Genomic DNA, 16,728 nt, shown 5'->3' on the forward strand with positions numbered 1-16,728 from the left:
ACTGACCAGCCCGCTCGACAAGCGGGCGGGGCTGGCGCAGGTGTACGCCGCACTCTCCGGCCTGCCCCGAGGAGCAGCCCGCCGCCGGGCCGGTGGCGGAGCCCGCCGCCGTGCCGGTCGCCGTCGCCGAGCCGGTCGCCGTGCCGGTCGCCGTCGCCGTGGCCGTGCCCGACGCCGCCGGTGCGCCGGTGGCGCAGGAGCCGGTCGCCGTTGCGGTGCAGCAGCCCGGTGCTCCGGCCACGGGTCCCGAGTACCTGGACGCCCCACAGCCGGTGGCGCAGGCCGCCGAGATCCCGGCGCAGCCCGGCACGCCGTGGACGGCCGAGCCCGTTCCGGCCGCCGCCGCCGCCGCCGCCCCCACCGCCGCTGCCGCGCCCGCCCCCGTGGAGCCGTCCGCGGAGCCCGTGGCGCAGCCGGAGGCCCAGCCGTCCGCCGAGGCCCCCTAGCCCGCCGCGGTGCCCGTCGCCGCCGAGGTGGCCGCCGAAGCCGTCCCGGAGGCCCAGGAGCCCGCCGACGCCCCGCAGCCGCCGGCCCCGGACGTTCCCGAGGCGCCGGCCGCCGTGGAGGTCCCGGCCGAAGCGCCGGCCGCCGTGGAGGTCCCGGCCGAGGTGCCGGCCGCCGTGGAGGTCCCGGCCGAGCCGGTGGCCCCCGAGGCCGCCCAGGCTCCCGCCGAGGCCGAGCCGGTGCTCCCCGAGGCCGCTGAGGCCGCTGAGGCCGCCGGGACCCCGGCCGCCGAGCCCGTCGCGGAGGCCCCTGCAGAAACGGTTCAGGCCCCCGTCGAGGCAGCCGCACCGGCCGACGTGCCGGCGGAGCCCGAGGCGCAGGCCTCCGCCCCGGCCGAGGCGGAGGCCGCACCGGCCGAAGCCGTCGAACCGGTCGCCGCGTCCGCCCCCGAGGCCGACGCCCCGGACACCACCGTCCCGGATGCCATCGCCGCCGACGCCACCGAGCCCGCCGACGCCGCGCAGGCACCCGAAGCCGTCTCCGTGGGCGAGCCCGCCCCCGCGTACGACGACGCCGAGCGCGAGGCCGTCCTGCGCGTCATGCGCGAGCGCCGCGACATCCGCAACGGCTTCCGTACCGACCCCATCCCGCACGAGGTGCTGCTCCGCGTCCTGGAGGCCGCGCACCACGCGCCCAGCGTGGGTCACTCCCAGCCCTGGGACTTCGTGGTCATCCGCTCCGCCGAGACCCGCCGGACGATGCACGAGCTCGCCCAGCGCCAGCGCGAGGCCTACGCCAAGTCGCTGCCCAAGGGCCGGGCGAAGCAGTTCAAGGAACTCAAGATCGAGGCCATCCTCGACACCCCGGTGAACATCGTCGTCACCGCCGACCCCACCCGCGGCGGCCGCCACACCCTCGGCCGGCACACCCAGCCGCAGATGGCCCCGTACTCCTCCGCCCTCGCGGTCGAGAACCTCTGGCTCGCCGCGCGCGCCGAGGGCCTCGGCGTGGGCTGGGTCAGCTTCTTCGACGAGCGCGAGATGGTCCGCGCCCTCGGACTGCCGGAGCACCTGGAGGTCGTCGCCTACCTGTGCGTCGGCTACGTCGACGAGTTTCCGGAGGAGCCCGAGCTGGCGCAGGCCGGCTGGTCGCAGCGCCGTCCGCTCGCGTGGGTGGTCCACGAGGAGACGTACGGACGCCGCGCGCTGCCCGGCGAGGAGCCGCACGACCTGCTCTCCGAGACCGTCGCCAGCATCCGCCCGCTCGACGCCAAGGCGCTGGGCGAGGCCTGGGAGCGGCAGAAGCGCATGACGAAGCCCGCCGGGGCCCTGGGCATGCTGGAGATCATCTCCGCCCAGCTGGCCGGCCTCTCCCGGGTCTGCCCGCCGCCCATCCCGGAGCCGGCCGCCGTCGCGATCTTCGCGGGCGACCACGGCGTCCACGCCCAGGGAGTCACCCCCTGGCCGCAGGAGGTCACCACGCAGATGGTGGCGAACTTCCTCGGCGGCGGCGCGGTCTGCAACGCCTTCGCCAACCAGGTCGGCGCCGAGGTCTGCGTCATCGACGTCGGCGTGGCCGGGGACCTCCCCGCCACCACCGGCCTGCTGCCGCGCAAGGTCCGTCCCGGCACGGCCGACCTCTCCACCGGCCCGGCCATGACCCGCGAAGAAGCGATCGCGGCCATCGAGGTCGGCATCGAGACGGCCCGCGACCTGGTCGCCGCCGGCAACAAGGCCCTGCTCACGGGCGAGATGGGCATCGCCAACACCACGGTCTCGGCCGCGCTCATCTCGGTCTTCACGGGCGTCGACCCCGCGGAGGTCACCGGCCGGGGCACCGGCATCAACGACGAGACCCACGCCCGCAAGGTCGAGGTCGTCCGCCGGGCCCTGGAACTCCACCAGCCCGACCCGGCCGACCCGATCGGCGTCCTGGCGGCCATCGGCGGCCTGGAGCACGCGGCGATCGTCGGCCTCCTCCTGGGCGGGGCCTCCCTGCGCACCCCGGTCATCCTGGACGGCGTGAGTGCCGGCGCGGCCGCCCTCGTGGCCCGCGCCATCGCCCCGGAGTCCCTGTCGGCCTGCATCGCGGGCCACCGCAGCGCGGAGCCGGGTCACGTGGCGGCCCTGAACAAGCTCGGCCTGCGTCCCCTGGTCGACCTGGACCTCCGCCTCGGCGAGGGCACGGGCGCGCTCCTGGCGCTGCCGCTGGTCCAGAGTGCGGCGCGCGCCATGCACGAGGTGGCCACCTTCGACTCGGCGGGCGTCACCGAGAAGTAACCCCCTCCCCGACCTTCCTCCGTTCCCGCCTCAAACGCCGGCGCGGCTCACTGCACGGCGCTCCGCGCCCGCGCCTCAAGCGCCGGCGGGGCTGGAATCGCCCTGCGGGCAATCCAGCCTCCGCCGGGCGCAAATCCAGCCCCGCCAGGGGGCACCTCCCAGCGGTAGCTGGGGGAGTTTGAGGCGCGGGGGTCCGGGCGGAGCCCCCGAAGGGGTCCGGGCGGAGCCCGGGGAAAGGGCGAAGGGCGGGTAGGGGACCCAGCCCCGCGCAGCGGCAGCCCCCCCCCAAGCCCGCGCAGCCCCCGCAGGGACCACCGCCCCGGATGGGTCGTATCGTGGTCCCGGACGGGCATCCGCACGCCGCCCGCCACGCCGCTCCAGCGCAGCAGCGGCCCCGCCGACCCCTCGCCGCACCAGGAGCCGCAACCGCCATGGCAAACCCGGCATACCCCGCCTACCCCGTAGGACTCCGCCTGGCCGGGCGCCGCGTCGTCGTCATCGGCGGCGGTCAGGTCGCCCAGCGCCGCCTGCCCGCCCTCATCGCGGCCGGCGCCGACGTCCTGCTGATCTCCCCTTCCGCGACCCCCTCCGTGGACGCGATGGCGGAGACCGGCGAGATCCGCTGGGAGCGCCGCCGCTACCGGGAGGGCGACCTCGCCGACGCCTGGTACGCCCTGATCGCCACCCAGAACCGCGAGGACAACGAGCGGGCCTCCGCCGAGGCCGAGCGCGAGCGCGTCTGGTGCGTGCGCGCCGACGACGCCTCCGCCGCCACCGCCTGGACCCCCGCCACCGGCCGCATCGAGGGCGTCACCGTCGCCGTGCTGACCGGCAACGACCCCCGCCGTTCGGCCGCCGTCCGCGACGCGGTCGTCGAGGGCCTGCGCGACGGCACCCTCACCGCCCCCGCGCACCGCCACAAGAGCACCCCCGGCGTCGCCCTCGTCGGCGGCGGCCCCGGCGACCCGGACCTGATCACCGTGCGCGGCCGCCGCCTGCTCGCCGAGGCCGACGTGGTCATCGCCGACCGGCTCGGCCCCCGCGACCTCCTGGACGAACTCCCGCCGCACGTCGAGGTCATCGACGCGGCGAAGATCCCGTACGGCCGGTTCATGGCCCAGGAGGCCATCAACAACGCCCTGATCGAGCACGCCAAGGCGGGCAAGGCCGTCGTCCGGCTCAAGGGCGGGGACCCGTACGTCTTCGGCCGTGGCATGGAGGAGCTGCAGGCCCTCGCCGAGCACGGCATCCCCTGCACGGTCGTCCCCGGCATCTCCAGCTCCATCTCGGTGCCGAGCGCCGCCGGGATCCCCGTCACCCACCGCGGGGTGGCGCACGAGTTCACCGTGGTCAGCGGACACGTCGGCCCCGACGACCCGCGCTCCCTGGTGGACTGGGCCTCCCTCGCGAAGCTCACCGGCACCCTGGTGATCCTCATGGGCGTCGACAAGATCGGCCTGATCGCCGAGGCCCTGATCCGCCACGGCCGCTCCGCCGACACCCCGGTCGCGGTCGTCCAGGAGGGCACCACGGCCACCCAGCGCCGGGTGGACGCCACCCTCGCCACGGTCGGTGAGACCGTGCGCGCCGAGGAGGTCCGCCCGCCGGCCGTGATCGTCATCGGCGAGGTCGTCCGCGTGAACCCGCCCGACGCGCTTCCCGCCACCGACGCCTGACAGGCCGTTGGCACCACACCCACGACAAGGCAGTATCACCCTGTGGCTGATCTCATCACCGTCGAAGACCCCGACGACCCCCGCCTGCGCGACTACACGGGCCTGACCGACGTGGAGCTGCGGCGCCGCCGCGAGCCCGCCGAGGGCCTCTTCATCGCCGAGGGCGAGAAGGTCATCAGACGGGCCAAGGACGCCGGCTACGAGATGCGCTCCATGCTGCTCTCCGCCAAGTGGGTCGACGTCATGCGCGACGTCATCGACGAGCTCCCCGCCCCGGTGTACGCCGTCAGCCCGGAGCTCGCCGAACGCGTCACCGGCTACCACGTGCACCGCGGCGCCCTCGCCTCCATGCAGCGCAAGCCGCTGCCCACGGCGCAGGACCTGCTCGCGTCGGCCCGCCGGGTGGCCGTCATGGAGGCGGTCAACGACCACACCAACATCGGAGCCATCTTCCGCAGCGCCGCCGCCCTCGGCATGGACGCGGTGCTGCTGTCGCCCGACTGCGCGGACCCGCTCTACCGCCGCTCGGTGAAGGTCTCCATGGGCGCGGTGTTCTCCGTCCCGTACGCCCGCCTCGACGCCTGGCCCAAGAGCCTGGACTCGGTGCGGGAGGCGGGCTTCAAGCTCCTCGCCCTCACCCCGCACGAGAAGGCCTCGCCGATCGACGAGGCCGCTCCGCAGTCCCTCGAACGGGTCGCGCTGATGCTCGGAGCGGAGGGCGACGGCCTGTCCACGCAGGCGCTGGTCGCCGCCGACGAGTGGGTGCGCATCCCCATGGCGCACGGCGTGGACTCGCTCAACGTGGGCGCGGCCGCGGCCGTCGCCTTCTACGCGGTGGCCGGCGGCCACCGGGCCTGACCCGTCCGGGTGCCGGACCCCCGTCGGGGGCCGGCGCCCGCTGCCGCGGCCCTAGATCTTCTGCGCCAGGGCGATGCCCAGCGCCACCAGCAGCGTCACCACGACGAACACGATCAGCCGCTGCCGCATCAGCTTCGGGTCCGGCCGCGAGGGCCGGCGCCCCGTGCCGGTGGTCCGCGGAGCCGGACGGCCGCCCGTACGCCCGGCGGTGGAACCGGGATTGCGCGGGGACGAGGGCCGCGACTGGGGTCCGCCCTGCGGGGCCTGCGCCCTGGGGGCGGGCGTGCCGGCGCCCGGGGTGCGCCGGTCCACGCTGCTCTGCTCGGTGTAGAGGGCGGTCTGGTCGGCGAGCCGCCCCACCGGCCGGTCGGGCCGCGGCCGCTGCACCGGCGGCCGGGCGTCGCCCAGCCCCTGCGCCTCGCGGGCCGCGATCTCCTTCAGCCGCATCGACAGCTGCAGGGTCGTCGGCCGCTCCTCGGGGTCCTTGGCCAGGCAGGCCCGGACCAGCGGCGCGAGGGCGTCCGGTACGCCGACCAGGTGGGGCTCCTCGTGCACCACCCGGTACAGCATGACCTCGGAACTGCCGTGCCCGAACGGGGAGTCGGCGGTGGCCGCGTAGGCGAGGGTGGCGCCGAGCGCGAAGACGTCGGTGGCGGGGGTGACGGCGGCGCCGCGCACCTGCTCGGGGGCGAGGAAGCCGGGGGAGCCGACGGCGGTCCCCACATGGGTCAGGGTGCTCGCCCCGGTCGCCCAGGCGATGCCGAAGTCGATGATCCGCGGGCCCTTGGGGGACAACAGGATGTTCGAGGGCTTGAGGTCGCGGTGGACCACGCCCGCCTCGTGCACGGCGACGAGGCCCTCGGAGAGCGCGGCGCCGATGGCGGCGATCTGCGCGGCGGTCAGGGGGCCTTCCTCGGCCACCTTGTCGTGCAGCGAGGGTCCGGGCACGTACTGCGTGGCGAACCAGGGGCGCTCGGCCTCCAGGTCGGCGGCAACCAGCCGCGCGGTGCACCCGCCGCGGATCCGCCGGGCGGCGGACACCTCGCGCGCGAAGCGGGAGCGGAACTCCTGGTCCTCGGCCAGGTCGGGCCGGATCACCTTCAGGGCGACGCGCTGACCGCGCCGGTCGGACCCCAGGTAGACCACGCCCATGCCGCCCGCGCCGAGCCTGCGGTGCAGTCTGAACGAGCCGACGACACGCGGGTCCTCGCGCCGGAGCCGCATCATCGCCATGTCCACCCCGCTGACCGGTCGTCCTGTTGACCTGGCACAGCTTACGGACCATCCGGCAAGAGCGCTCAGAGGCCGCGCCCTCGCCGGAGGATTCGATCCTCAGTACGGGGCAGGCCACTTGAGGGTGTGCAGCCCCCGGCCGCCGCCCCCGGACCCGCATCGGACCCGGCGCCCAAACGGCCCTCGCGTCAAGGGGATTGGAGCCGACGGCGGCCCCGTACGAGCTCGTCCCGGCGGGGGAGCGGCGGGAGCCGCCGGGTGACGCGGTCAACCGCCCGCACGCGGGCACGCGTGTGCGGGGAGTGACGGAAGTGAGCGAAGTCACTACCCTCCGGTCATCCCCTCCGGGAAGTCCCCCATGACGGGGAAGCGGTCTCCACCCAGGGGAGTACTCCGGGGAGGCCCTCGTCATCCTCGCGGAGGCCCGGCAAAGGGTACGAGGGCATGAGGCCAGGGGCCTTCCGCGCACCTAGTGTTGAAGACAAGCGGCGGGTGGCGCACTCGTCCCCCGAGGTCACGAACCCGCCGCTGCCAGACGACAGGGAGAGGACCATGGCGGACATCGCCCGGCAGGGACGCAAGGCATTCGCGTTCAACAGCCGTGAGTCCGGTACGCGCCACCCGCTGGTGGCCGCGGCGATGGTCCTCCCCCTGGCCGCCCTCCTGCTCTTCCTCTTCGGAGGTTTCGACCAGGTGGCGGCACAGGCGTCGTCCGTTGGCGTGATGCTGGGGCGCTGAGCGGCGCCCCGGGTCCGGGAGAGCGGCCCGGACCGGGGCATCGGCCTGTCGAATCCCCGTGGGGACGGGGGATCGACGACGGACGGCAGGTGAAGGGTGCTGCCCGTACGACTGGGGAGTCGGACGGGCAGCACCCTTTCTTTCGTCCCGCCCCCGCCCCCCGTAGCCTCGTCCCGAGCGAAGGAGAGGCCCATGGCGGACGCGGACCACGACCCCACGAGCACGCACGCCCACGACGGGGAGGCGGCGCACCCCCCTCGCCGCGGCACGCCGCCGCGCGCCGCGGCCGCCGCGTGAGCGCACTGCCGCTGCCTGCCCCGCTGCCCGCGGCCCTCGCCGCCTGGGCCCGCGGTGGCCCCGCGCAGCCCTACGTCCTCCTCGCCGACCGGCCCGACGGGACGGTCGTGCGCTGCGGGGACGCCGTGGCCAAGGCGCACGCCCCCGGCAGCGACCCGGAGGCCCTCGCGGCCCGCATCCGCGTCGCGGGCTCCGGATCCCTCGCCGGAGTGCTGCTGCCCCCGCTGCGCACCGGGGCCGTCCACGGCCGCACCGTCTCGCTGTGGCCCTACGGGACCCCCGTGGATCCGGCGCGCCCCGAGGACGCCCCCTGGGAGGAGGCCGCCCGGCTGCTCGCGGCCCTGCACCGGACCGAGCTCCGGGACCTGCCCGGACCCCTCCCGCCGATGCGCGGCCCGGCCAAGGTGGCCCGCGCCCTGCGCCGGCTGACCAGGGCCCCGCAGTCCGACCCGGACGGGGTCCGGGCGGTCCGCGCCGCCGCCGCGACCCTCCCGGACTGGGCCCGCGGGGAGGGGGTCCCCCCGGCCGGGGCAGCGGTGCTGTGCCACGGCGACCTGCACCTCGGGCAGCTCGTCCGCCACCCCGTCCCCGACGGCCCCTGGCGGCTCATCGACGTCGACGATCTCGGTCTCGGCGCGCCCGCCTGGGACCTGGCCCGCCCGGCCGCCTGGTACGCGGCCGGGATCCTCGCCCCGGAGGCCTGGCTGCGCTTCCTCGACGCCTACCGGGCCGCGGGCGGCCCGGCCGCCGGCCCGCCCGGCAGCGACCCCTGGCCGGAACTCGACCTGGCCGCACGGGCGCTGACCGTACAGACGGCGGCCCTCGCCCTCGCCAAGGCGGCACCCGCCCGCCGCCCGCTGGACGAGGGGGAGCGGCTGATGCTGGATTCCTGTGTCCGAATGGCTACATTCCGGGCCGAGTTGGAGCCCTGACCCCGTCGTAGGGTGAGCGGGAGGCGCCGGGTACGCATCCGGCGCCGACGCGAACGGCGAGGAGTTGATCCGGTCATGCAGTGTCCGAAGTGTCACGCGATGATGCACACCTACAACCGCAACGGCGTCCAGATCGAGCAGTGCAGCGGCTGCCGCGGCATCTTCCTCGACTACGGCGAGCTGGAGGCGCTGACCCGCCTGGAGTCCCAGTACACGGCACAGCAGTACGGCCAGGTCCCGCCGCCCGCCGCGCCGCCGGCCCCGTACCCGGCCCACGTGGCTCCGGCCCCGGCCTGGGGCGCCCCGCAACGGCGGCCACGGACACGGTCACGACCACGGACACCACGGCCACCACAAGGGCGGATTCGGCCGGATGCTCTTCTCCTCCTGAGGCCGGCCGGCACCCGGCAACGCGGAAGCCCCGGCCGTGGGAACGGCCGGGGCTTCCGGAGGTGGTGCGCGATACTGGGATTGAACCAGTGACCTCTTCCGTGTCAGGGAAGCGCTCTCCCGCTGAGCTAATCGCGCGGGGCCGCAGTGTGAAACCGCAGGTGGTGCGTGTGCTGCGTGCGCGATACTGGGATTGAACCAGTGACCTCTTCCGTGTCAGGGAAGCGCTCTCCCGCTGAGCTAATCGCGCGGGGCCGCAGTGTGAAACCGCAGGTGGTGCGTGTGCTGCGTGCGCGATACTGGGATTGAACCAGTGACCTCTTCCGTGTCAGGGAAGCGCTCTCCCGCTGAGCTAATCGCGCGGGGATCCTTGCGGATCAGTGGACGATACTGGGATTGAACCAGTGACCTCTTCCGTGTCAGGGAAGCGCTCTCCCGCTGAGCTAATCGTCCTTGGAGGTGGAGACGGGATTTGAACCCGTGTAGACGGCTTTGCAGGCCGTTGCCTCGCCTCTCGGCCACTCCACCATGGAGCCGTAGGGGTTCTCGGGAAGAAATCCCCTACTACGAGCGGACGACGAGACTCGAACTCGCGACATCCACCTTGGCAAGGTGGTGCTCTACCAACTGAGCTACGTCCGCAGGTCACCGTGTTCGCTCCGGGGTTTTTCCCCTTCGCTCCCTGGCGACGTGTTGAACTCTAGCGGATTCCCGGGCCAGCTCAAAAATGCGTTTCCGCAGCGTGCTGTGGCCCGATCACCACCGGTCACCCGGCGGCCACCTCACCGGCGCCATCGCGTCACCGGTCATAGACTCGCAGCCGTGCACGACCTGCCTCCCCTGGCCCGCTTCGGCGGCCTCCTCGCGACCGACCTCCGTGACGTCACCGGTGACCCCTCGGCCCTCGACTCCTCCGGCTTCTGGGCGGTGACCGCCGACTTCGAAGGCCGGCTGGTCTGCGCGCGCTTCGGGGACGTGCGTCCCGACCCCGTCCCGGCCCCCGTGCCCGGGGCCTGGTCGGGCCCGGCCGCCGGCCGCTGGTCCTCCTCGCTCGACCGCGGCGCGTACGTCGCGGGCGTGCGCCGGATACGCGCGTACATCGAGGCGGGCGAGGTCTACCAGGCCAACCTGTGCCGCGTGATGTCCGCACCGCTGCCGGACCCCGCGCGGGCCGACGTGGACGCCCTGACCGCCCTGCTCGCGCGCGGGAACCCCGCCCCGTACGCAGGAACGATTCGTCTGCCGGCCCACGGCGTGGAGATCGCCAGCGCCTCCCCGGAGCTCTACCTGAGCCGCCACGGCCGCCGCATCGAGTCCGGCCCCATCAAGGGCACCGGCCGTACGGTGGCCGATCTCCTGCCCAAGGACCACGCCGAGAACGTGATGATCGTGGACCTGGTCCGCAACGACCTGGGCCGGGTCTGCGCGACCGGCTCGGTCACCGTCCCGGAGCTGTGCGCCGTGGAGGAGCACCCCGGCCTCGTCCACCTGGTCTCCACCGTCAGCGGGGAACTCGCCGAGGGCGCGGGCTGGCCGGAGCTGCTCGCCGCCACCTTCCCGCCCGGCTCGGTCACCGGCGCGCCCAAGTCCTCCGCCCTGCGGATCATCGACGAACTGGAGACCGTCCCGCGCGGCCCCTACTGCGGCGGCATCGGCTGGGTGGACGCGGACCGGGGCACCGCCGCCCTGGCCGTCGGCATCCGCACCTTCTGGATCGACCGCACGGCCCCCGGCGGCCCCCGCCTGTGCTTCGGGACCGGAGCGGGCATCACCTGGGGTTCCGACCCCGAGCGGGAGTGGGCCGAGACCGAGCTCAAGGCGGCCCGGCTGGTCGCGCTAGCGTCGGGGGTGCGAGAGCCGGGCCCGAACGGGGCCCGCGACCTGAGTGGAGGAACCGTACGGTGAGGATCTGGCTCGACGGAACACTGCGGGACGACCACGAGGCGAAGGTGTCCGTACTCGACCACGGGCTCACCGTGGGGGACGGGGTCTTCGAGACGGTCAAGGCCCAGGACGGGACCCTCTTCGCGCTCACCCGCCACCTGGACCGGCTGACCCGCTCGGCCCGCGGCCTCGGCCTGCCCGACCCGGACCTCGACGAGGTGCGCCGCGCCTGCGCCGCCGTGGTGGCCGAGCACCCCGTGCCGCTCGGCCGGCTCCGGATCACCTACACCGGCGGCCTCTCCCCGCTCGGCTCCGAGCGGGGCGACAGCGGACCCACGCTGACCGTCGCCATCGGGGAGACCGTCCGCCGCCCCGACACCACCGCGGTGATCACCGTGCCCTGGGTGCGCAACGAGCGCTCCGCGGTGGCCGGTCTGAAGACCACCTCCTACGCCGAGAACGTGGTGGCCCTGGCCAGAGCGCACGGGCAGGGGGCCTCGGAGGCCCTGTTCGCCAACACCGTCGGGCAGCTCTGCGAGGGCACCGGCTCCAACGTCTTCGTCGTCCTCGACGGCGAGCTGTACACCCCGCCCCTGGTCTCGGGCTGCCTCGCCGGCATCACCCGGGCGCTGGCCGTCGAATGGACCGGCGCCAAGGAGACCGACCTGCCCTTCGACGCGCTGGAGCGCGCCGAGGAGGTCTTCCTGACCTCGACGCTGCGCGACGTACAGGCCGTCCACCGCGTCGACGGTCGCACCCTGGCCGCCGCCCCGGGCCCGGTCACCGGCAAGGCGATGCGGATCTTCGAGGAGCGGGCCGCCTCCGACATCGACCCCTGAGCGGGACCGGCGGGCACGGCCCGTAGTCACGGGGCCGCGGGGCGGGTAGAACTCGACGGATGACCACCACCCTGCGGCCCTCGGGGCCGCTCCGGCAGAGCGCGGACGGTGCCCGCTCGCGCCCCTACGAGGTCCGCGTCAACAGCAGGCGTGTGGGGGCGCTGCTGATCGCCGCGGACACCCCCTTCGGGCCGGCCGTGGGGGAGATCCGCGACCTGGCCATCGACGAACGCGACCGTCTCCGGGGCCGCGCCACCGTCGCCGCGCTCGCCGCCGAGGAGGTGCTGCGCGGCTGGGGCTGCCGCCGGGTGCGGATCTGCGTACCGGCCGGCTCGCCCGGCGGGCTGCGGCTGGCCGCGGCCCTGGGCTACGTCGAGCAGGGCCGCAACATGGCCAAGGACCTCCCGGCCGACCCGCCCGCCCTCTCCGCCGGGGTACGGGGCCGCCCGATGACGGGCGCCGAGTACGCGGCCTGGGACGTGCGGGCCCGCGAGGCGTACGCCGCGAGCTGGACCGGGCGGGGCATGGAGCCCGAAGCGGCCCGCAACAAGGCGCGGGCCGACCACGACGCTCAGCTCCCGCTGGGTCCGGACACCCCCGGAGTGACCTTCACCGTCCTGGAGGCGGCCGGCGTCCCCGTCGGGCACGTCTGGGTCTCCGGGGGCGCGGAGGGCGCGTACGTCTTCGACGTCGAGGTCGCCGGGGAACACCGTGGGCACGGCTACGGGCGCGACCTGATGCTCCTCGCGGAGCGCGCCGCCCTGGCCGCCGGGCACCGCCGCCTCGCCCTCCACGTCTTCGCCGGCAACACCCCGGCGCTGCGCCTGTACGAGTCCCTCGGCTACCGGGCGACCCACTTCAACTACGCGAAGGAGCTGATCTAGGAGGCGGCGAGGAGCCGGTCCGCGATCTCCTCGATGCGGGCGCGCAGGCCCTCCTGGCTCTTGCCGCCGTCGAGGCGCTCGCCGTCGATCACGTAGGTCGGGGTGCCGGTCACGCCGATGGCCTTGCCCTCGGCCTGGTCGGCGTCGACGATCAGGATGTGCCGGCCGTCGATCAGCGCGGTGTCGAACTCCTCCGCATCCAGGCCGAGTTCGCGCGCCACGTCCAGCAGGACGGCCTCGCCGCGCTCACCGAGCTCGGCGGTGCGGGCCAGGACGGCCTCCGCGTACGGCCAGCCCTTGCCCTGCTCCGCGGCCTCCTCGGCGGCCTGCGCGGCGGCGAAGGCGTGCTTGTGCTTCTCCAGGGGGAAGTGGCGCAGCCGGATGTCCAGCCGGTCGCCGTAGCGGGCCCGCAGGGCGCGCACGTCGTCCAGAGCGCTGTGGCAGTCCGGGCACTGGAGTTCGCACCAGACGTCGAGGATCACGGAATCGGTCATGCGGACAGTCTCCCAGACCCCCCGGGGAGGAGATCCGACCCCGAGATGTCCCGGAGATCCGCGCCGGAGGCCCCCGGACGTGGCCCCGACGGCATCCGCCGGTGCAGGATGGAAGGGACAGATCGCCCATCCGTCCAGGGTCGGAGGACCGCATGCTCGCCGAAACCATATGCTCCGCGGTGTCCGCCGCGGGACTGGGCATCGCCGCGGTGACCGCGTACCGCAGGCGCTTCCTGACCGCCACGCGCATCGCGGCGTACTCCCTGGTGCCGGTGGGACTGGTGATGACCGGCGTGGTGGAGTGGCTGTCCGGGATCGTCTTCAAGCCGTCCGTCTGGCTCGGCTTCGGGCTGCTGGGTCTGGCCTGGCTGCTCCTCGTGACCACCCGGGCCGTGGAGCGCCGGGGCCTCGGCGGGGAGCGGCCCGCGAAGGCGGCCCGGGGAGGTTCGGCCCCGGAGGCCGTGGCCCCCGCCGCCTCCGCCCCCTCCCTCGGCACCGGAGCCCGTACCGGTTCCGCGCCGGCCGCCGCAGCGCCCCCGGCCGAGGACTTCTCCGACATCGAGGCCATCCTCAAGAAGCACGGCATCTGATGCCGTGGTGACGCGGTGCGGCGCCGGAAGCCTTCCCGAGGCCATAGCGCACGCGCGGCCGGGAGCGGGGGAGAAGTGGCGGGGAACCACCTGAACTGACGAGAGAGGGCGGACTCCGGCTCCCCGAATGGCGTGTTGAGGGCCGATCCGGGATGCGCTGCGCGATCATCGCCCGGACATGCTCGACACATCGCAGGACGAGCCGCAGGCTCTCCCTTCCGTCGCCGAGGTCCCCCTCGCCCAGGCCGCCGTCCCGCCGGCCCCGCTCTCCCCGGAGGGGCGCGGCTGCCTCTTCGCCCTGTCCCAGCCCCCGCTGATGATCTTCCTAGGGGTGATCGGGAGCCTGCTGCTGTTCGCCGCCGTCCACGACCTGTACCTGCTCTGAGCCCTCCGGCTGGGAGTCGGCCTCCTTGCGGCGCGCCCGGTAGGCGGCCACGTGCAGCCGGTTCCCGCAGGTCCGGCTGTCGCAGTAGCGGCGGGAGCGGTTGCGGGACAGGTCCACGAAGGCCCGACGGCAGTCCGGGGCCTCGCAGCGGCGCAGCCGCTCCTGCTCCCCGGAGACCACGATGAAGGCGAGCGCCATGCCGCCGTCCGCCGCCAGATGGTCGCCCACCGAGGCGCCGGGCGCGAAGTAGTGCACGTGCCAGTCGTAGCCGTCGTGGTCGGTGAGCTGCGGGGTGGTGCCCGCGGTGGCGACGAGTTCGTTGATCAGTGCTGCCGCCGCGCGGGAGTTCGGTGCCGCGAAGACCTGGGCGAACTTGCCGCGCACGGTCCGCACGCCGGCGAGGTCGCGGGCGCCGAGCTCGCCGACGTCGCTGATCGCGTGCTCCTTCACGAAGCCGCGCAGTGCCACGACGTCGGACAGGCCGTCCGGCTGGTCCGGCTCGGCCGCGGTGTTCACCAGCGCGACGACGACGTCGAGCGCGCGACGGGTGTCGTGGGGGATCTGCACGGGGTCGCTCCCTGGAGGCCGGCGTTGCGGCGACGGACCGCCGCCGCCGCTGGGGGGCCGACTCTAGCGGTTACCTCCCCGGGCGGGCCCAAGCGCACCGGCGCCGTCCTCGCGGTCGGCTTCCGCGAGAACAGCGCCGGCACTGCCGTATGTGGTTGTCCGGCCCGCACCGTCGCCCCGAGTCGGACGGTGTCGAGCGGCTGTAGGCCTGGCTCAGCTTTCGGCCAGGATGTGGGAGAGCTCCTTGTCGAGGTCGAAGTGCCGGTGTTCGGTCCCGGGTGGGACCGCGGCGTCCGTCCGCTTGAGGAACGATTCGAGGGCTCGGGCGGGTGCTTCGAGCAGCGCTTCTCCCTCCGGTGAGCTCAGGGCGATGCACACGACGCCCTGACCGTGGCTGCGGGACGGCCAGACGCGGACGTCGCCGGTTCCGGTGGGCCGGTGGAGGCCCTCTGCGAGGAGGTCGCGGGCGAATACCCATTCGACCGTCTCCTCGGCGCCGGTGTGGAAGGTGGCGTGCACGGCGTAGGGGTCGGCCGTGTCATACCGCAGGCCCGCGGGAACAGGCAGTGAGGACTCGCTCGACACAACGAGGCGCAGGTGCAGCTCGCAGCTGACCGTGGTGTTCATAAGCGCCAGGGCCTTTCGCTCAGTGTGCGCTCGGGGATTCGCACGTCGGCGAAATCGACATGCCACCTACGGTGCCGTTGTAAACCCCTCTGACCGTTTTGCGGACCTCTGGGTCCCTCGAACGGCGGATCCAAAGCGGCATTCACGTGTGCTTCCGGCTCCGGTAGATTCGGAGCCATGAATACGGGGAGTGACCGCGGGACCGACGAGTCCGCCACCACCGAACCGGCCGCCCAGGAGACTCCGCACGTCTCGAAGGCGCCCGCGTTCATCAAGGCCAACCGCAGCCTGCACCTGAGCTGGCAGGTCGGCGTCTTCATCGTCGGCCTGGCCGTCATCGGGGCGGGCATCGCCATGCTCGTCCTGCCCGGTCCGGGCTGGGTGGCGATCTTCGCCGGCCTGGCGATCTGGGCCACCGAGTTCGCCTGGGCCCACCTCGCCCTGCGCTGGACCAAGCGCAAGGTCAGTGAGGCCGCACAGAAGGCGCTCGACCCGAAGGTGCGCCGCCGCAACATCATCCTCACCAGCGTCGGCCTGGCCATCGCGGGCGCGCTGATCGGTTTCTACCTGTGGAAGTACGGCCTCACACCGCCGTGGAACCTGAAGGACCAGTGACCGTCCGGGGATGGTCATGGAGCACCGCTGACATGCGGTAATGTTTGCGGTGCGTCCGGGCGATTAGCTCAGTGGGAGAGCACTTCGTTCACACCGAAGGGGTCACTGGTTCGAACCCAGTATCGCCCACCCGGAGCAGAGGCCCGGAGACGCGGATGAGTCTCCGGGCCTCTGTCGTACCCGCGTCGTACCCGCCCGGACCCGGACCCCGCCGGGCCGGACCTCCCTCAGCGGAGCCGGCCGATGGCCTCCCGGAACCTGCGGGCCTCGCGCAGCCGCTTCTCGTAGGTCGCCCCCACCAGCAGCAGGAGCAGACCCGCCAGGGCCGGGGGCAGCCAGCGCGGCAGCGTCCCGACGACCTGGACCACGTACGGGGCCAGCTCGTGCACGGCCACCGCCGCCAGGGTCGCCCCGCCCAGCAGCAGCGGCGCCCGCAGCCCGCGGCGCGCCCCGCCCAGGGTCAGGCCCAGCGCCGCCAGGCCCAGCAGGAGCGGGCGCGGCCAGTACGGGTCCCCCCAGACGGCCACCACGCTCGGCAGCAGGGTCGCCGCCAGCCCCGGACCGTACGCCGCCCAGGACGAGGCCGCCGGGTCCCGGCGGCGCCGCACCAGACCCACTGCCAGGGCGAGCACCGACACCGGCAGCGTGTACGCCTCCACCGCCGTCACCCCCGACGAGCCCAGCCGCACCCACGAGGCCGCGACGAACAGCACCCCCGCGGCCCAGCCCACCGCCCGGCGCTCCGGGCGCACCGCGGCGCCCGCGCACAGCACCCCGCCCAGCGCGAGGACCAGGGCCAGCACCGGCCGGTCCCCGGCCGCCAGGAGTACCGCGAGAACCCCGGCCGCGCCCGCCGCCGCCTCGGAGGGGACCCGTACCGGACCCAGCCGTGGAGCGAGCGCCGCCACCAGGGCCGGGACCGCCAGGACGGCGACCGCCCGCCACGGCACGGCGAGCCCCGCCGGCGCGCCCAGCGCCACCGCCGTCGCCGTAGAT

Annotated in this window: 15 protein-coding genes, 7 tRNA genes and 2 pseudogenes; 13 read left to right on the forward strand and 11 right to left on the reverse strand. The window is 74.5% G+C overall.

Annotated elements, in window-relative coordinates; translation table 11 throughout:
- Positions 1 to 53 precede the first annotated feature (53 nt).
- The 3 genes and pseudogenes from cobT to ACEPPI_RS35785 form a co-directional block, all read left to right on the forward strand.
- Positions 54 to 2,723, forward strand: a pseudogene (gene cobT / locus ACEPPI_RS35775) (nicotinate-nucleotide--dimethylbenzimidazole phosphoribosyltransferase); the annotation flags it as partial.
- Between the two features lie 431 nt (positions 2,724 to 3,154).
- Positions 3,155 to 4,399 carry a uroporphyrinogen-III C-methyltransferase gene (gene cobA / locus ACEPPI_RS35780; RefSeq protein WP_373919435.1) on the forward strand — a complete coding sequence of 415 codons (1,245 nt, stop codon included), beginning with the start codon at positions 3,155 to 3,157 and terminating at the stop codon, positions 4,397 to 4,399.
- A gap of 42 nt (positions 4,400 to 4,441) precedes the next feature.
- Positions 4,442 to 5,257, forward strand: a complete 816-nt coding sequence (locus ACEPPI_RS35785) for an RNA methyltransferase (protein WP_266838020.1) — start codon at positions 4,442 to 4,444, stop codon at positions 5,255 to 5,257.
- A gap of 51 nt (positions 5,258 to 5,308) precedes the next feature.
- Here ACEPPI_RS35785 and ACEPPI_RS35790 read toward each other — a convergent pair whose 3' ends face one another.
- Entirely contained in the window at positions 5,309 to 6,490 is a 1,182-nt protein-coding gene (locus tag ACEPPI_RS35790; RefSeq protein ID WP_373919436.1) for a protein kinase, read from the reverse strand.
- 528 nt (positions 6,491 to 7,018) lie between these two features.
- On the opposite strand from ACEPPI_RS35790, the gene ACEPPI_RS35795 reads away from it, so the two are divergent.
- From ACEPPI_RS35795 to ACEPPI_RS35805, 3 genes and pseudogenes are all read left to right on the forward strand, one after another.
- On the forward strand, positions 7,019 to 7,228 hold the full coding sequence (locus tag ACEPPI_RS35795; protein ID WP_373919444.1) for a hypothetical protein: 210 nt from the start codon (positions 7,019 to 7,021) through the stop codon (positions 7,226 to 7,228).
- Between the two features lie 308 nt (positions 7,229 to 7,536).
- Positions 7,537 to 8,457: a phosphotransferase family protein gene (locus ACEPPI_RS35800; RefSeq protein ID WP_373919445.1), complete on the forward strand. Its 921-nt coding sequence runs from the start codon at positions 7,537 to 7,539 to the stop codon at positions 8,455 to 8,457.
- A 75-nt stretch (positions 8,458 to 8,532) separates the two neighbouring features.
- Positions 8,533 to 8,848: pseudogene (locus ACEPPI_RS35805) on the forward strand (zf-TFIIB domain-containing protein).
- 62 nt (positions 8,849 to 8,910) lie between these two features.
- Here the strand turns inward: ACEPPI_RS35805 and ACEPPI_RS35810 are convergent.
- The 6 genes from ACEPPI_RS35810 to ACEPPI_RS35835 form a co-directional block, all read right to left on the reverse strand.
- A tRNA-Val gene (locus ACEPPI_RS35810) sits at positions 8,911 to 8,985 on the reverse strand.
- Between the two features lie 40 nt (positions 8,986 to 9,025).
- Positions 9,026 to 9,097 (reverse strand) — tRNA-Val (locus tag ACEPPI_RS35815).
- Between the two features lie 40 nt (positions 9,098 to 9,137).
- Positions 9,138 to 9,209 (reverse strand) — tRNA-Val (locus ACEPPI_RS35820).
- Between the two features lie 19 nt (positions 9,210 to 9,228).
- Positions 9,229 to 9,300, reverse strand: a tRNA-Val gene (locus ACEPPI_RS35825).
- A gap of 1 nt (position 9,301) precedes the next feature.
- Positions 9,302 to 9,375 (reverse strand) — tRNA-Cys (locus ACEPPI_RS35830).
- Positions 9,376 to 9,416: 41 nt separating this feature from the next.
- Positions 9,417 to 9,489 (reverse strand) — tRNA-Gly (locus ACEPPI_RS35835).
- A gap of 180 nt (positions 9,490 to 9,669) precedes the next feature.
- On the opposite strand from ACEPPI_RS35835, the gene ACEPPI_RS35840 reads away from it, so the two are divergent.
- Genes ACEPPI_RS35840 through ACEPPI_RS35850 form a run of 3 tightly spaced genes read left to right on the forward strand, consistent with a single transcriptional unit; the run spans position 9,670 to position 12,454 of the window.
- Positions 9,670 to 10,752, forward strand: coding sequence for a chorismate-binding protein (locus ACEPPI_RS35840; protein ID WP_373919437.1), 1,083 nt, complete (start codon positions 9,670 to 9,672; stop codon positions 10,750 to 10,752).
- Positions 10,749 to 11,570, forward strand: a complete 822-nt coding sequence (locus ACEPPI_RS35845; protein WP_373919438.1) for an aminotransferase class IV — start codon at positions 10,749 to 10,751, stop codon at positions 11,568 to 11,570. The genes ACEPPI_RS35840 and ACEPPI_RS35845 overlap by 4 nt, the downstream gene beginning before the upstream one ends.
- 59 nt (positions 11,571 to 11,629) lie before the next feature.
- The gene (locus tag ACEPPI_RS35850; RefSeq protein WP_373919439.1) at positions 11,630 to 12,454 is read left to right on the forward strand and encodes a GNAT family N-acetyltransferase; all 825 of its coding nucleotides are present in this window, start codon (positions 11,630 to 11,632) and stop codon (positions 12,452 to 12,454) included.
- On the opposite strand, the gene ACEPPI_RS35855 is transcribed toward ACEPPI_RS35850, so the two are convergent.
- Positions 12,451 to 12,948 carry a DsbA family protein gene (locus tag ACEPPI_RS35855; protein ID WP_266838011.1) on the reverse strand — a complete coding sequence of 166 codons (498 nt, stop codon included), beginning with the start codon at positions 12,946 to 12,948 and terminating at the stop codon, positions 12,451 to 12,453. The two genes, ACEPPI_RS35850 and ACEPPI_RS35855, sit on opposite strands and share 4 nt — an antisense overlap.
- Positions 12,949 to 13,100: 152 nt before the next feature.
- Here ACEPPI_RS35855 and ACEPPI_RS35860 point away from each other — a divergent pair, with 152 nt between their 5' ends.
- Positions 13,101 to 13,538 (forward strand): hypothetical protein, encoded by a 438-nt coding sequence (locus ACEPPI_RS35860; RefSeq protein ID WP_373919440.1) that lies wholly within the window; start codon positions 13,101 to 13,103, stop codon positions 13,536 to 13,538.
- Between the two features lie 178 nt (positions 13,539 to 13,716).
- Entirely contained in the window at positions 13,717 to 13,923 is a 207-nt protein-coding gene (locus ACEPPI_RS35865) for a hypothetical protein (protein WP_356221591.1), read from the forward strand.
- On the opposite strand, the gene ACEPPI_RS35870 is transcribed toward ACEPPI_RS35865, so the two are convergent.
- Both ACEPPI_RS35870 and ACEPPI_RS35875 read right to left on the reverse strand, forming a co-directional pair.
- Complete coding sequence (locus ACEPPI_RS35870; RefSeq protein ID WP_373919441.1) at positions 13,864 to 14,490, reverse strand: CGNR zinc finger domain-containing protein; 627 nt, start codon at positions 14,488 to 14,490, stop codon at positions 13,864 to 13,866. The two genes, ACEPPI_RS35865 and ACEPPI_RS35870, sit on opposite strands and share 60 nt — an antisense overlap.
- Positions 14,491 to 14,703: 213 nt before the next feature.
- A complete protein-coding gene (locus ACEPPI_RS35875; RefSeq protein ID WP_030011909.1) occupies positions 14,704 to 15,117 on the reverse strand; it encodes an SsgA family sporulation/cell division regulator in 414 nt (137 codons plus the stop codon).
- A 177-nt stretch (positions 15,118 to 15,294) separates the two neighbouring features.
- Here ACEPPI_RS35875 and ACEPPI_RS35880 point away from each other — a divergent pair, with 177 nt between their 5' ends.
- Both ACEPPI_RS35880 and ACEPPI_RS35885 read left to right on the forward strand, forming a co-directional pair.
- Positions 15,295 to 15,732, forward strand: a complete 438-nt coding sequence (locus ACEPPI_RS35880; RefSeq protein ID WP_373919442.1) for a TIGR02611 family protein — start codon at positions 15,295 to 15,297, stop codon at positions 15,730 to 15,732.
- A 57-nt stretch (positions 15,733 to 15,789) separates the two neighbouring features.
- Positions 15,790 to 15,861 (forward strand) — tRNA-Val (locus ACEPPI_RS35885).
- Between the two features lie 98 nt (positions 15,862 to 15,959).
- Here the strand turns inward: ACEPPI_RS35885 and ACEPPI_RS35890 are convergent.
- A partial coding sequence (locus ACEPPI_RS35890; protein WP_373919443.1) for an SCO7613 C-terminal domain-containing membrane protein occupies positions 15,960 to 16,728 on the reverse strand: 769 nt, incomplete at its 5' end.

The organism is Streptomyces sp. AB3(2024), from assembly GCF_041862025.1.
Lineage (GTDB): Bacteria > Actinomycetota > Actinomycetes > Streptomycetales > Streptomycetaceae > Streptomyces.